General features: G+C 46.2%; 8 protein-coding genes. 4 read left to right on the top strand and 4 right to left on the bottom strand.

Annotated features, from left to right (window positions below; genetic code table 11):
• Window positions 1-103: 103 nt before the first annotated feature.
• Window positions 104-766, bottom strand: coding sequence for a vWA domain-containing protein (locus AM1_RS11350; RefSeq protein ID WP_010475730.1), 663 nt, complete (start codon window positions 764-766; stop codon window positions 104-106).
• 278 nt (window positions 767-1,044) lie between these two features.
• The gene (locus AM1_RS11345; RefSeq protein WP_012162982.1) at window positions 1,045-3,306 is read right to left on the bottom strand and encodes a RelA/SpoT family protein; all 2,262 of its coding nucleotides are present in this window, start codon (window positions 3,304-3,306) and stop codon (window positions 1,045-1,047) included.
• Window positions 3,307-3,552: 246 nt separating this feature from the next.
• Here AM1_RS11345 and AM1_RS11340 point away from each other — a divergent pair, with 246 nt between their 5' ends.
• The 3 genes from AM1_RS11340 to AM1_RS11330 all read left to right on the top strand — a co-directional run bounded on the left by AM1_RS11340 (window position 3,553) and on the right by AM1_RS11330 (window position 12,041).
• Window positions 3,553-6,147, top strand: a complete 2,595-nt coding sequence (locus tag AM1_RS11340) for a trans-splicing intein-formed DNA polymerase III subunit alpha N-terminal partner DnaE-N (RefSeq protein ID WP_012162980.1) — start codon at window positions 3,553-3,555, stop codon at window positions 6,145-6,147.
• Window positions 6,148-6,277: 130 nt separating this feature from the next.
• Window positions 6,278-9,016, top strand: a complete 2,739-nt coding sequence (locus tag AM1_RS11335) for a carotenoid oxygenase family protein (protein ID WP_012162979.1) — start codon at window positions 6,278-6,280, stop codon at window positions 9,014-9,016.
• 403 nt (window positions 9,017-9,419) lie between these two features.
• A complete protein-coding gene (locus AM1_RS11330; protein WP_041659691.1) occupies window positions 9,420-12,041 on the top strand; it encodes a two-partner secretion domain-containing protein in 2,622 nt (873 codons plus the stop codon).
• Between the two features lie 58 nt (window positions 12,042-12,099).
• On the opposite strand, the gene AM1_RS11325 is transcribed toward AM1_RS11330, so the two are convergent.
• Both AM1_RS11325 and AM1_RS11320 read right to left on the bottom strand, forming a co-directional pair.
• The gene (locus AM1_RS11325; protein WP_012162977.1) at window positions 12,100-13,245 is read right to left on the bottom strand and encodes a DUF1822 family protein; all 1,146 of its coding nucleotides are present in this window, start codon (window positions 13,243-13,245) and stop codon (window positions 12,100-12,102) included.
• A gap of 10 nt (window positions 13,246-13,255) precedes the next feature.
• Window positions 13,256-14,464, bottom strand: coding sequence for a sigma-70 family RNA polymerase sigma factor (locus tag AM1_RS11320; protein ID WP_012162976.1), 1,209 nt, complete (start codon window positions 14,462-14,464; stop codon window positions 13,256-13,258).
• A 100-nt stretch (window positions 14,465-14,564) separates the two neighbouring features.
• Between AM1_RS11320 and AM1_RS11315 the strand changes: the two genes are divergently transcribed.
• Complete coding sequence (locus AM1_RS11315) at window positions 14,565-15,470, top strand: hypothetical protein (protein WP_012162975.1); 906 nt, start codon at window positions 14,565-14,567, stop codon at window positions 15,468-15,470.
• Window positions 15,471-15,521: the final 51 nt, after the last annotated feature.

Genomic DNA, 15,521 nt, shown 5'->3' with positions numbered 1-15,521 from the left:
TCTCCTTTTGGGGGCGAAAAATAACGATAGGTAGGATGCGGAAGCTGGAGAGGCAACAAACATCAATGTTTGCAGCCCCCTCACAAGTCTCCGTCTCTAATGTCTAAGTGGCGATTTGTCCCCAACCGACGGGGGGTAAAGCAACCATATCTCCGCCGACGGTGCTGCTAGACACGCGCACCATCGAGTCACTCAACCAGAGGAACATGGACCGGAAATCTAGCCCATTCAGCATGAGGGGGGGACGCTCGGGAGGGGTGATTTGGTTCAAGATGGCCATATCTGCACCCTGGACACCCACGGCGAAAAAGGACAACTTCCGCTGAGCTTCAGCATTCTTCAGACGTTCAGCAGCTTGCTGCCAAGGAGAATCAGGATTGGGGGCACCATCCGTAATCAAGAAAACCCAAGGCCGATAATATTGAATGCCATTGTTGCGATAGGTGGCTTTGCGAGTTTCTAGCAAATCCAAGGCATAACTGAGGGCTTCACCCATGGGCGTCAGGCCATGAGCCTCTAGCTGCAGTGGCACAAATTGATCAATGGTGACAAAATCTTGGACGAGTTCTACTGGTCCAAAACTGACAATTGCCACGTCCACCCGTAAGGCGGCTTGTTCATCCTGAATGACCGCTTCTTTGAAGGCATCTAGGCCACTATTCAACGCATCCATGGGCGCACCGCTCATGGAGCTAGAAGTATCCACCAATAAAATAACGGGGCAACGATTCTCAGGGTTTTCAACGAATTCTGGTTGTCCAATCATTTAGATTTTCTCGAAATTAGGAGTGATAAATTGCATTTTTATAAACCCCCCGACCATAGAACCTGAGTGCAGGTCCACATTCCTTAGCGATTTCCAACGGGCTATACCCACGTTTCCAGTAGGTTAGCATAGTCTTGCTAAGTACTAATGCTTACTAAAATCTTTGAGAGGTGACTCAGCAAAGGTTTAGTAAAAATTAACGATTTTCGCTCCATCATAACCCATGGCACTGCTGATTTCGCCACCTCATTGATTATGGAAGCGTCCATGGCTGTATTTCAGTCTTCAACCTGGCTGAGACGCCTTAGTTTGAGAACATCACTCATTTTTCGGATTTGTGCGCAAATTTGGTCTAATTGATTGCAATGTTCGATGTCTAGTCCCAGATTGATCACCGCAGTCTGACCTGGGAAGGTTTTAACTTGGGCATTATGGACGTTGACTTTACTGTCGGTTAAACGGGTCAAAATATCTTTGAGAATGCCGACCCGATCGATGACTTCAATTTGAACTTCAATGGGGTAGGTATAGCGGCGACTTTGTTGGGAAGGGTGGGTCGGGTTCCAACTGACGGGAATCAGCCGATCGCCTGGGATATTGCCGATATTCTTACAGCCTTGGCGGTGAATGGAAATCCCTCGGTTACTGAGGGTGACCGCTCCAATAATCGGTTCACCCGGCACGGGATGACAGCAACCCGCCATATGGTAGACCAACCCTTCAACCCCGGTAATGGGAGAGTCCCCGGAGCTGGGGAGGGGCCTGGGGCTGGCTTGGGTGGGTAAATTAACGTCGGTTAGGTCTGAGGTCGCAGGCTCGGCCTCGGCTTGCTGACTCCGAATGGTTTCTCGCAGCCGGTTGGCGACGGAATTGAGGGTCACTTCACCGTAGCCGAGGGCAGCTAGGAGATCGTCAGGGGTTTGGTAATTGCATCGATTGGCAACAATCTGCATGGGCTCTGATTTCAATAAGGCATCAAAGCCTTTTTTGCCCAGGGCTTTTTCCAGCATCTCGCGGCCGCGCAAGATATTTTCTTCTCGGTGGGAGCGTTTATACCATTGCCGAATCCGGTTGCGAGCCGCATTACTAGCAGCAAAATTGAGCCAATCCAAACTGGGATGGGCACTGTTTTGGGTCATGATTTCGACAATGTCGCCATTATCCAGGGGCGTGTCGAGGGTGACCATGCGGCCATTGACCCGTGCCCCAAAGCAGTGGTTACCGACTTCTGTATGAATGCGGTAGGCGAAATCGACGGGTGTGGCCCCTTGGGTGAGATCGATTAGATCGCCTTTAGGGGTAAACACATAGACTTCGCTGTCAAATAAATTGTCTTTGACGTTGTCTAAGTATTCTTGAGCGTCTTTGAGATCGCTTTGCCACTCAAGCAGTTGACGCAGCCAAGTAAATTTTTCGTCGTCCGGGCTCCAAGCGGCTTTCCCTGGCTGGTTGGAAGACTCTTTATATTTCCAGTGGGCGGCAATTCCATACTCGGCGATATGGTGCATGGCTTCGGTACGAATTTGCACTTCTAGAGGCCGCCCCCCTAGGCCAATGACAACGGTATGAAGCGATTGGTAGCGGTTGGATTTGGGCAAGCCAATATAGTCTTTGAACCGTCCGGGGATGGGACGGAAACAGTCATGGACCACCGCTAAAGCGCGGTAACATTCTTCGTTGGTTTTAACGATCACCCGAACGGCGGCGACATCATAAATTTCATGAAATTCCTTCTGTTGCCGCTCCATTTTTTGGCTAATGCTAAACAGATGTTTAGGGCGGCCAGAAATTTCCAGGTGCTTCGAACAAATGGGTTCCAGGCGATCATGCAGAATGGTGATCGCTTGCTCAATATGGTCTTCCCGATCCGTGCGCTTATCGGCAACCAGCTGCTGCATGCGGCGATAGGTATCGGGTTCTAGATACTTAAAGGCGAGATCTTCCAATTCCCACTTGAACCGCCAAATTCCGAGGCGGTTGGCTAGAGGAGCAAAGACATCTCGGGTTTCCTGGGCAATACGCCGCTGTTTGACCGGGGGGAGATGCTCTAAGGTCCGCATATTGTGGAGGCGATCGGCGAGTTTGACCACAATTACCCGAATATCTTGGGCCATGGCCAAGAACATGCGGCGGAAGTTTTCGGCTTCCCGCTCGGTTTTGGTAGAAAAATTAAATTTAGAAAGCTTGGTGACGCCTTCAACGAGCTGGCGAACTTCTAGACCAAATTCCGCTTCGATGGTTTCGGGGGTGACGTCTGTATCTTCGACGACATCATGGAGGAAGCCAGCGGCGATCATGGCTGCGCTACCTCCTAAATCCCGGAGCAGCTCGGCAACGGACACGGGGTGGGCAATATAGGGTTCTCCAGAGGCCCGTCGTTGGCCTTCATGGAGTTGATACCCAAAATTAAAGGCGCGACAGATTAGAGTTTGTTCGGGGATGCCATCTTTGTCTTCAGCACCATCGACCTCCAGCATACATTCCTGTAGCCAAATGGGCAGTTCGAGATCGGTCGGTGAGACTGTAGCTTTCAGATTCATGCTACATCGGGGTACGGAGAAGACAGTTAAACAAATCTTAACAGAGGCTTGACCCCTATGGATTAGCTTTTATAAAAGTGCAATCTTAATTTATTTGTATAAACTCTATTCTACCCAACTCTAAGTTAGCTGCTGCAGGGGGTCGGGAAATCCCTATGCAGTGGGCAATCACAAATAAGGTTGAGACTGTAGTCGTTGCGATCGCAATCCGTTACCCTATAGCCAGGTTTAGCAAGGATGTGGCCAATGTCTTTTGTGGGGTTGCATATTCACAGCGACTATAGTCTCTTGGATGGAGCCAGTCAGCTCCCGGATCTGGTGTCCCGAGCCGTTGAACTGAATATGCCCGCTATTGCCTTGACGGATCATGGGGTGATGTATGGGGCCATTGGCTTGATCAAAACCTGCAAGAAGCAGGGGATTAAGCCGATTGTTGGCAATGAAATGTACGTGATCAATGGCGATATCACCAAGCAAGAGCGACGACCTCGGTATCACCAGGTGGTGTTGGCGAAGAATAAGAAGGGCTACCAGAACCTAGTTAAACTCACCACAATTTCTAGCCTGCATGGGGTCCAGGGGCGGGGTATCTTCTCTCGACCCTGTATCAATAAAGATCTGCTAGAAGAGCACCACGAAGGACTCATCGTCACCAGCGCCTGCTTAGGGGGGGAGATTCCTCAGGCGATTATGAAGGAGAAGCCGGATATCGCCCGGCGAATTGCCAAATGGTACAAAGAGCTTTTTGGAGATGACTATTACTTAGAAATTCAAGACCACGGTTCCCAGGAAGATCGGGTGGTCAACGTGGAATTGGTACGGATTGCCCAGGAACTTGATATTAAGGTGATTGCCACCAATGACTCCCATTTTATCTCCTGCTACGACGTGGAGTCCCATGATGCGTTGCTCTGTATCCAGACAGGCAAGCTGATTACGGAAGACAAGCGTCTGCGCTATAGCGGTACGGAGTATCTAAAAACTGCGGATGAGATGGCCCTGATGTTTCGGGACCATCTGACGGATGACGTGATTGCCGATGCGATCGCAACCACCCTAGAAGTGGCCGAAAAGATCGAAGCCTACGATATCTTTCGGGACCCCCAAAGCCCTGACTATGAAGTACCGGACGGCTATACAGCGGAAACCTACCTAGAAGAAGTGACCTGGGATGGCCTGTTAGAGCGCTGCAACTGCAAAGAACGATCCGAAGTCACGGATACCTATAAAGAGCGCCTGGAATATGAGCTGGAAATGCTACAGCAGATGGGCTTTTCCACCTATTTCTTAGTGGTGTGGGATTACATCAAATATGCCCGCGACAATAATATTCCTGTAGGGCCGGGGCGAGGTAGTGCGGCAGGTTCCCTGGTAGCCTATGCCTTAGGGATTACCAATATCGACCCAGTTCATCACGGTCTCCTGTTTGAGCGGTTCCTCAATCCAGAACGGAAGTCTATGCCTGATATTGATACGGATTTCTGTATCGAAAAGCGGGACGCCATGATTGACTATGTGACCCGCAAATATGGCGAAGACCGGGTGGCTCAGATTATTACCTTTAACCGCATGACCTCCAAAGCGGTGCTCAAAGATGTGGCTCGGGTGCTGGATATTCCCTATGGGGAAGCGGATCGGATGGCAAAGCTGATTCCGGTGGCTCGGGGTAAACCCACAAAGCTCAAGGTGATGATCTCCGATGAAACACCTGCCCCAGAGTTTAAAGAAAAATACGATAAAGATCCGATTGTGCGTCGCTGGCTAGATATGGCGATTCGGATTGAGGGTACTAACAAAACCTTTGGGGTGCATGCGGCAGGAGTGGTGATTGCCTCGGAACCCTTGGATCAGATTGTGCCTTTGCAGCGCAATAACGATGGGGCGGTGATTACCCAATACTTTATGGAGGATCTAGAGTCTTTGGGTCTGCTGAAAATGGACTTCTTGGGCCTCAAGAACCTGACAATGATCCAGAAAACCACGGATCTGCTGAAGCAAAATCGCCAGCTCGATCTAGACGTAGATCGAGTGCCCATGGATGATCCAGAAGCCTTCCAGCTCCTAGCACGAGGGGAACTAGAAGGGGTCTTCCAGTTGGAGTCCTCGGGGATGCGGCAGGTGGTGAAAGACCTCAAGCCCTCCAATATTGAGGATATTTCTTCGATTCTGGCCCTCTATCGACCGGGGCCGTTGGATGCGGGGCTGATTCCCAAGTTTATTAACCGTAAGCATGGTCGCGAAAGTATTGACTATCCCCATGATCTGATTAAGCCGATTCTGGAAGAAACTTACGGAATTATGGTCTATCAAGAGCAAATTATGAAGATTGCCCAGGATATGGCGGGATATTCCCTGGGACAAGCCGATTTGCTGCGGCGAGCCATGGGTAAAAAGAAGATGGCGGAGATGGAGAAGCATCGCGAGATCTTTATTGATGGCGCTGCTGAAAAAGGGGTCGATAAGAAGGTCTCGGAAAACCTCTTCGACCAAATGCTGTTATTTGCGGAATATTGCCTGAGCTATGACACGCCTGTATTGACTTTGGAGTATGGTTGGCTGCCCATTGGTCAGGTGGTGCAGGAGCAAATTGAGTGTCAGGTGTTTTCGATTAATGAGCGAGGGCATCTGTATACGCAACCGATTGCTCAGTGGCATCATCGGGGTCAGCAAGAGGTGTTTGAGTATACCCTGGCGGATGGTTCGACGATTCAGGCGACGGCGGAACATCAGTTTATGACGACGGATGGTCAGATGTATCCGGTTCAGCAAATTTTTGAGGAAGGGTTAAGTTTGAAGCAGTTGCCCTTGCCTTGGCAGTCAGGTTTACAACTAGCTAGCTAAGATGAGTAGCGCTTATTCTATGATGAACGAGTAGAATGATCCTAATTTTTCTATATGTAATTTAAAGTACACCCTGTACTAGGTTTAATGTGGAAGGTATTCAATTCTTCGGTCAGACTATCTTCGTCATATGGAAAACTCAGCTTCGTCTTCCAATCACTCATTTACCGATAGAGAAGAGGGATTGTTTCCCAAAGCGGTGCTCTCGGTTAATAGAGAAGAATATGGACAAGGCTCTGATAAAGAGCCTCTTAGGCTCAAGATTCTGAAACGCAAAGATAAGACTGAGATAGACGCCTCTCAATCAGATTTTCTAAATGCTAATAATTGGGTAGCTGATTCACTTCCAGAGGATTTAGAAGGGCATGTATTTATAGTTGGTCCCGCAGGTTCACTAGAATCGAAGGGCCAAGAAAATATTGTTGTTCCAACCTTTGATGGTTGGACACACCTGTTTTTTGGAGATGGGATGATTTATAGATTAGACTTCCATCATTCCGGTCAAATAGATGATAGCTCTGATGAAAATTCTGATAATTATATACAAGATACAAAACTAGCTAAAGGCGGTGCTTTTCTATCAACGAAACTAATTAAAACACCTGATTATTATGTTGATAAAGCTCTTTTGCCTGGTGGTAATTATGATCCTAGGTATATAAATAGCAAAAAAACGCATCCTTCAGGGACTTTGCCATGGTCTAGGGTCGAATATCGTGAATCTAAGTTTTATGACTCTGTTATCACGCGGCTATCTTTTAGACTTGGGGGTCGCAATCTCCTCAATACAGCTTTACTACCCATGAAACCTAACGACAAATCAGGTAAAGAGAGACTTTTATTGGTGTGGGATGCCGGCCGCCCTTATGAAGTGAACCCTTACACATTAGATCTAGTAGGACCAGTTGGATTGAACAAAGATTGGTTACCGCTAATTGAAATAAATCGATTATCCAGGGTTTTTCAAAATTTACATAAAATACTTAAAAATTTGCCTGTTGTCCAACAAATTTTACCAAATCGTGAGATTCCATTACTGACCCAAGTCTTTCCTATTACTCTAGCAGTAGCCCATCCTGTATATGCTCCTGATAAGGATATAGTTTATGTAGTGAATGCCACTAAATCACTACCAACGATGCTTTCTATTCCGCGAACTTTACCTAACTTTAAACGTGGTGTTTTTGAGTATTTCGAAAAAAAATCTTTTTCTAAGTCAAGTCAGTATATTTTCTGGTCGCTTACTAGATTTATTGCTTGTATTATTCACTATGCAATAAATTTCTTGAGTTTTATTAGAATAGGTGGCGAAAATCATCTTTATCTTTATCGTTGGGATGGAAAAAGAGCAGAAATTCAAGATATAGATAAATGGGAGGTAGTGGACAGCAATGGTTGCTCTATAAAAATTCCTCATTCGTTGCATCAAATGGGTATTACTAAAGACTATATTATCTTGTCAGATTCCAGCTTCAAGCTAGTTCTTGCAGATGTAATCCCTAGTATTTTTAATCCACCATACTTCCTTGTACCATTAAAAAAAATTCAAGAGGTTTTTAAGCAAGTTCAAGAGTTTCCAAAACAAATTCAAGAGTTTCCAAAACAAATTCAAGAGTTTCCCAACCCTTCTTACAGAACTCTTTGGATGCGATCTTTGCTAGACTCCAGCATTCGAGAAAAATTTTTTAGAAACCCAGGAATAAGTCTCACTAGATTTTTACTAAGGTACGTAAATTACCCGCAAAGGTCATACACTGATATTTACGTCATTGATAGGCCTGATCGCTTAGAAGAGAAAAGTTTAGCCCCTTCTAATATATATAAAAAACTTGGTAAAACCTCTGAGGCTAGACAGATAATTCATGCACGTCATTTTCGGATTGAACCTGAAACAGCGCATTTTGTGACTAATTATGAGAATCCCGAAGGCAAGATAATACTGCATATAGCACATACAGCTGCTCATGATCCGGCTGAATTTATTCATAAAATTGATGAGGCTCTTTGCGGTTATAGACCTCAAGACCCTACTGTTATCCAGACCTGTAATGAAGACGTAAGTAAAAAACTTCAAGAACGCGCGGGAATTGGACCAAGCGGTATGGATAACTGTCGCATAGGTACTTGGATCCTTGATATTGAAAACTATACCACTAGAATAAAAGAGCGTCTGATTGAAAAAGATTTTTTAGATGATAAATATAACGATAAGTTATGGGCAACAGCACTATATACTTGGCATGAAAAATGTTCAGATAATATCACTGACATTTACTGGAATTGTTGGGGTGCATGGCCTAATACCTTGACTGAATACTATTTCGAACTATATAAAGATCGACCAGATAATATACAAGATCTATTTAAAAATATTGTCAATGAGGGAAAACAGCCCAATTTACTTCATATTAAACAATCTATACAATGTAAAAAACCTAAATTAGATCTTGTAGACTCATACATTTTTCCACGAGGTTTTTTTGCTAATTCACCGCAATTTGTCCCTCGTGATTTTCATTCTTCAGATCCTAGCCCAACGAATGGCTATATTGTTTGCCTAGTGATTGCAACAAACCATTCCTATACTGAGCCAGAGAATAGAGAAGACAAAAAGTTTTGTGAATTTTGGATATTTGATGCTCAAGATTTGCATCAAGGTCCTCTTTATAGACTTAGCCATCCTCAAATGAATATAGGTGTAACCATTCATGCAACTTGGTTAAGTGAACTTCATTCTCCGCCTGAACGTGAAGATGATTACAGTGTAGAGAAAGACTATACAGATAAGCTTAAAAAGATAGAACCGTCATCCTACAAAGAGAAAGTTAAAGATTTATTTGAACGCGATGTATATCCTCACTTTAAATGATAGAAGTAATTGAGAAAGAGTCGGCAAACAACAATGAATTACCATGCCTTATAAAGGGCTTTACATTAGTTGTTATTAAACACCTGCAACGTCAAATACATGCTGAGGCCTTATCAGGGCTAATCCTCTTTTAGATTTTTGCAAAGGAGAATTTAGTGCTTCTTATACTTAATATCTGATGTCAATGTAGATAGAAAGTTTTAGTGATCTAGGTTTTCTTGGTGGCCTCATTTTAAGAATTCTAGGAGTACGTCATCTCATATCTCAATATATTTTGGAAGATTCCTAGACTAGGCCAAATATTTGATCCATATCCAATATGCAGCTAAATAGTTTCCTAAAAAGTAGACATTTGTTATTATGGCAATGCCTTGCTTTGATATTGCTTGAGCTTTTGGCATGTATGGAAGCTGTCGCTCAAATAGTCCCTGATGCTACACTTCCTAGTGATTCTGTAGTAGATATCCAAGGTAATCTTCAGCGTATTACTGGTGGTACAACTGTAGGCAACAATCTATTTCATAGCTTCAAGGAATTCTCTGTCTCAACAGATAGCGTAGCAATTTTCGATCATGACCTTTCTATAGGTAATGTCATTACCCGCATTACTGGAAGGAACGTTTCCACAATAGATGGGCTTATTACAGGTAACGGTACCGCCAACCTTTTTCTAATTAATCCTAACGGTTTAATCTTTGGAGCTAATGGACAAATTGATATTGGTGGTTCTTTTATAGCTTCTACTGCAGATAGCCTACACTTTGGAGATGGCAGTATTTTTAGTGCTGTCGACCATCAAACACCTACTCTCCTGACAATTAGTACTCCTGTAGGGCTTCAGTTTGGTGAATCTCCCAGAACAGTGATCAATCGTTCTCAGGCAACCCAAATTGGGCAAAACGGGATGGAATCTTTAGTCGGTCTCCAGGTAAAACCTGGTAAGACCTTAGCCTTGGTGGGCGGAGACGTCAACGTGGAGGGCGGTTATCTTACATCGGCTGGAGGAACTATTGATTTGTCAGGAGTTGGGGCTACATTAGAAGGCCGTCAGTTGGGCTCAAATGCTCAAACTTCTGGAGGCCGAATAGAGGTTGGGGCAGTTGGAGCGAACAGTTATGTTCAAATTTCTCAATCTTCTGAAAATGTGAATACTTTCTCATTAAATTACGACGGTGTAGAAAAGTTCCAGAATATTCTGTTTTCCAATCTGGCTGTTCTTGATGCTAGCGGTGATGGTGGAGGAGAAATTCAGATTAGAGGCCAACAAGTAAAACTGAATGAAGGCTCTCTTATCCAGTCGAATACTTTAGGAAATAAACCTGGTGGAACAATAACTATTTCTGCAACTGATTCTTTGCAAGTTTTGGGAAATACGTTAACAAACGGTCCGCTGGATACTCGCTTAGCTGCAGCAGGAATCCTTACTCCCCGCCTAACAAATATTACTTCAAGTTCATTTAGTGAGGGCCAAGCAGGAAATATAGAAATAGAAGCAGGCAAAGTGATAGTCGAGCAAGGTGCCGAGATTGCTGCTTTTAGCTTCGGTTTAGGGCGAGGAGGAGATGTGTCTATTCGTGTTGCTGGGTTTGTAGATATTTCAGGCCAATCTATTCCTCTAGGTTTTGTCCCAGAAAGATTTTTCCCGTTTGGGTTTGATGTCCCTGGATTTAGCGATGCTTCTTTTAGATCCATTACGCTTAGCAGTAATATATCAGCTGCCAGTATAGGTTCAGGTCGTGCGGGAAATATCCTAATTGATGCCAAAAAATTAATTATTGGTGATGGTGGTCTCGTGACAGCAGGCCCATTATTTAGCGGAAATGGAGGCAGCATAGTTGTCAATGCATCGGACTCAGTGGAAGTCTCTGGAACTTCAAGATATAGCCTTCCACCCAATCTAGCGATTTCTAGAAGCCGTCTTTCTGTCGCATCTTTTGGCTCTGGTGACACTCAATCTCTTGCTATCAAGACCAAGAGATTAATAGTCCGCGATGGGGGAGCCGTTGAAGCAGCTAGTTTTGCAACTGGAGCCTCTGGAAGTTTATCTATTGAAGCGTCTGAGGTAATCGATATTAGTGGGTTTTCTTTTTCTCCACGAGATGGGCTATTACAAAGTGCTGTCAGTGCAAGTAGCTTTGGATCATCCGATGCAGGTGATTTAAGCTTAATCACAGATCAGCTCATTCTTCGTAATGGAGCAGAACTTGCAGTAAACAGTATTAATGCAGGTGATGCTGGTAATCTTGAAGTTATTGCTAATTCTATTTATCTGGATAGCATGGGAGAGATAATTGCTTCTACTGCTTCTGGTAAAGGAGGCAATATTCTCCTGAGAGTTCAAGAGAACTTACTGTTGCGTAATAAGAGTTTGATTTCCACAAATGCAGATGGTACGGGTGAGGGTGGCAATATAAACATTGGAGCTAAATTCATCATTGCGCCTCCAATTGAGAATAGTGACATTGTTGCAAATGCTGTTACAGGCCGGGGTGGCAAGATTCAAATTCAAACACAAGGCATTTTTGGATTAGTTCCTCGTGAACAACTCAGCTCTACTAGCGATATCACTGCTAGTTCTGAGTTTGGGGTTAGTGGAACCATTGAAATTCAAGATCCTGAAGTTGATCCCAGTGATGGCTTGGCTGACCTTCCTGAGACTATCGAAGTGAACCCACCCATTACACAAGGGTGCCGTCCAGGTCAAACACTAGGAGGCAGTACTTTTGTACATGTTGGGCGTGGCGGAACTCCATTAGCTCCTACACAGCTACAAACTGCTCCATCAATTTGGCATGATTTGCGAGGTTTTCCAATACTGAACGAAAAATCGTTTTCTGAGCAGAACCATCTAAAATCTGACTCATCTCCTGAGATGGATAGTCCTAATCAACCTCCTCAATCAGTTCCCATTTCTCACATTGAGGAAGCCAAAGGATGGACTCGGAATAAGCAAGGACGTATTGTGCTGACTAACAATATTAAACATACGGCACATAATTCTGGTCAGCCCAGCGTTACTTGTTGAGGTATTGATGGGGCTATCAAAGTCTAAGTAGAAGCATCGAAGACACAAATTAGTTAATCTAAAAACGCAAAATTTCTTGATCGTATTGTTCTGGCTGCGGTTCAATCGCCCAGACTAGAGCTTCCCCAGATGCCAAAGCGACATCAATATAGAGCCGATCTACAGGTTCAGACGCTTGATCCTCATTCCCCTCAAAAGCCTCTAGTTCTTCCGTTCGTAATCTCAGCACAAAACCTGCTGGAATCCTGGCACCAGGGGTCACAGGGTGCAGTTCAAACCGCCATATCGCTGACTCAGCTTCCACTGCATAGATATTCAACTCATAGGGCTGACCCTCAATCTGTAACTGTCGTGAGATAGCTGCAGTCGGTGTTGAGGGTTGATCGCCTCGTGCAGCAGAGAGCTGAGGTTGTAATGTAATTGCTTGCCAGCCTATCTGCTGAGCCAGATTTGTCATTCCCGTTTGTAGCCATTGACCTACTGAGGGCTGTTCGGTGATGCCACGTCGTTGTGCCGCCAACCGCTGTCGCCAACCGCCGTGGGCCATTAAGCTGCCCCATGCTTCAAAAGGAATGGCTAAGCGAGGAGTCACGAGGTCTGAATTGCCGAGGCGTTGAATGAGTTGATCGGCTTGGGTTTTGGAGAGTGCCGGTAAGGGATTGACCGCTGCTTGGGTGATCTCTTGTGGATTGAATTGCTGGGTGAGCCAGAGCACATTCAGGTCCGACGTCAGATCCATATCGTTGAGAGTGTAGGTGCGATCGCACCAATCATACGCCCCCTGTTCCTTAAGCTGTAAGTGTTTGGTAAACCCACCGATCCTCACCCAACCTTCATCAGGATTCACCTGGGTCGCCACATAATAATCCGCCATCCAGTTGGGAATATCGATCCATTCTTGGGGAACCCGCAGTTCATCTAAATCAATTGTTTCCGTGGGAATCAGGACTATTTTTTGTGCCCCTACCTGAATCGGTGTCCCCGTCACCACAGCCCAAATACTTTGCAACGAAGGAGTTTTCAACGCGGGTATTGCTCGCAGAGCATGATCTTCCCGTAACCAGGGAATCACCGTTTCCAAGCAGAGCTGATTTAAATAGGCTTGCCATCGGCTAGGGCCGTCGTTTTGTTGCCAAGCTTGGGCTTGACTATCCGCATCAATTTCTAAATAGGTGGCATCAAATAAGGCTAAATCAGACGTCATGATCATCACTCTAATGCAGGGGCAGTGGGGGCGGGCCGTAGTGTCCCGTCAGCCATTCTTCTAGGGAAGAACTCATGGCTTTGAGTACGTCCGAGTCGGGTGAAATATGCAGGGTTTCTTGGCTCCAGGTCGCTAAGGCCGTCAATAATGTCTTGCGGAGTTTGGTTAATCGTCGCGAGATGGTGTACTGCTTCATCTCTAATTTCTCGGCAATTTGCTGTTGGGTATAGGCTTGGGAGTAATAGAGTTGCAAAAGGGATTGAGAAGGCGGATCCAGAGCCTGAATCGCGGTGACTAGCACCTCACCGATTTGTTGATGCTGGGTTTGTCGGGTTTTGACGTCTTCTGTGGCGATCATCTCCTCCAGTAAAGACGCTTGCTCTGTATTGGGTAACTGATCGAGGAATTCCCCAGCATCTTGTCCTGGCCTAGGCGTATTGATGGAAATTTGCGCTGGATACAGGTAAGCTCTGGCGGCTTTGGCACAGGTCATCAGGATCGTTTCGAGTTCTTCAACGGTGATGGCAGCCGCGTTGGGGAGCAGTTGAGTGGTGCGTTCCTGGTTGTATTGGGTTGCGATCGCACTCCAAACCTCAGCCGCGGGTTTCTCCAGCTTCTGCGTCCCCGTTGCCTGTTGAGGGGCATAAATTGCCTTAAAGCTCGTCCAAGCCAAAACGTAACGATTAATCGTGTCTTGGGGCATACCATGATTTTTCAACGCTTCGACCAGCCGCTTTTGGCTCAGCTTCCGCAGCAATGCCCAATCACTACAAATATCAATTTCGCGGCGTTGCCGAAGGGTCTCCCGCATCAGGCTGGCAAAGGTGGCGCTGGCATAATTTTGCAGATTAAAGCCCTGATCAGAGTTAAATCCTTTGAGGATCTTGTCCACCTGCGCCATCGCAATTTGAAAATAGTCGCTTACCCCATAGCGGCTACTGCTAAATCGCGTCGATGTTTTCTGGGCCGTCCAGTAACAAGCTTCCTGTAAATAGGCCGCTAAGTGTCCTGCCGCAACCTTCTGCATAGTGTCTGCTCGCCATCGCTTATGCCAGTACAGGGACCAAAACTTCGCCGATAGATCCGTTTGTTGGGATTGCTCAAGGTGGATCTGCATACTGCGCCGCAGCTTTGGATCACTGGCCCAGGTGTGGACATGATCCGTCTCAAATTGCAGAAAAGTGGAAAAGATTGCCAGCAGTGCAGTTCGAGGTTGCATGGATCTCAATTGTTAGCAACGTGCATAAACCAACCGCGTTGGCCCTAAGAGAACAGTACAAGCTAATTCTTCTCAACGCTGATGACTACAAGGAACTTTAATGATGCTGAAACAAACTGCTGCAACCCACCGTACTCCTCAAAAACTGCAGGTCTTTCTCTTGGCGTGCCTGGTGGTCGGGTTCACGCCTCTCGCCAGTCTCGCCTCAGAGACAAATCCCAATCCAACCGAAGATGCTGCGATTGCTCTAGAGACGGAGCCTACTGAGTTAACCGAAACAGCTCTTACGGACGATTGTCTGCCAAAAACTAGCGAAAATGAGCAACCTGAAGGTGAGCCTACGAGTGAAGAGGTTCCAGTAGAGGAAGGAGGAGAGGTGACTGAGCCCTGCACCACCGCTGAGGCTTTTACTGAAGACGAATTTGCCGATGCAGATGATGCTGACACAGCACTGGCCGAAGAAGAAGTGCAAGAGTCTAGCGGCCCCTCCATTAATGTCAATATCAATATCGGTTCAGGCGGCCCCCTGATTGGCATCGGTTCCTCAGGAAATGAAGGGGAATTTCCACCAGACGATGATTTTGGCGAAGTCCCGGACCCTGGTTTAGGCGAACCCGTAGAGGAAGTATTACCCGTTATTCCCGAAAAAGCACCAGGCCCCAAGGTCTTAGTGCCGACTCCAGCCGTTAAGTCTCCTTCCAAGGCCCCCAAAGGCTTTATTCGTAGAACGAGACTCCAGAAAAGTAAGGCTTCCCAAAAGAAGCGGGTTCGGCTGAAGCCGGGTTCTCGACGGGTGAAGCGAGTCAAGCCCAGCGCTCGCCGCAAGCTGCTGCGTAAACAAATCAAATCGAATCGTCGCCAAATCAAGCCTCTAGGAAAGCGCTTGCGCAAGAATCAGCGGCGGATCAAGTCTAAGCGCCTGCGTCCCACCCTCCGACCTTCCCCGGCTAGAAAGCGACCCTTGCGCCGCATCAAAACCGTGAGACCCCTATTGAGACGTCAGTAAACCCTGTACCAGAGGGTGCCTGTGCACCTCTGTGAGTTTTCTCAAACGGTA

It is taken from the genome of Acaryochloris marina MBIC11017, from assembly GCF_000018105.1.
Classification (GTDB): Bacteria; Cyanobacteriota; Cyanobacteriia; order Thermosynechococcales; family Thermosynechococcaceae; genus Acaryochloris; species Acaryochloris marina.
The sequence above is the reverse complement of the archived record's forward strand: the minus strand, read 5'-3'. Positions and strand labels throughout refer to the sequence as shown.

Bases quoted from the DNA above. Each gene is read 5' to 3' on its own strand.
- AM1_RS11315 (WP_012162975.1), top strand. From the start codon at position 14,565: ATGATGCTGAAACAAACTGCTGCAACCCACCGTACTCCTCAAAAACTG.
- AM1_RS11350 (WP_010475730.1), bottom strand. From the start codon at position 766: ATGATTGGACAACCAGAATTCGTTGAAAACCCTGAGAATCGTTGCCCC.
- AM1_RS11340 (WP_012162980.1), top strand. From the start codon at position 3,553: ATGTCTTTTGTGGGGTTGCATATTCACAGCGACTATAGTCTCTTGGAT.
- AM1_RS11335 (WP_012162979.1), top strand. From the start codon at position 6,278: ATGGAAAACTCAGCTTCGTCTTCCAATCACTCATTTACCGATAGAGAA.
- AM1_RS11320 (WP_012162976.1), bottom strand. From the start codon at position 14,464: ATGCAACCTCGAACTGCACTGCTGGCAATCTTTTCCACTTTTCTGCAA.
- AM1_RS11345 (WP_012162982.1), bottom strand. From the start codon at position 3,306: ATGAATCTGAAAGCTACAGTCTCACCGACCGATCTCGAACTGCCCATT.
- AM1_RS11330 (WP_041659691.1), top strand. From the start codon at position 9,420: ATGGAAGCTGTCGCTCAAATAGTCCCTGATGCTACACTTCCTAGTGAT.
- AM1_RS11325 (WP_012162977.1), bottom strand. From the start codon at position 13,245: ATGACGTCTGATTTAGCCTTATTTGATGCCACCTATTTAGAAATTGAT.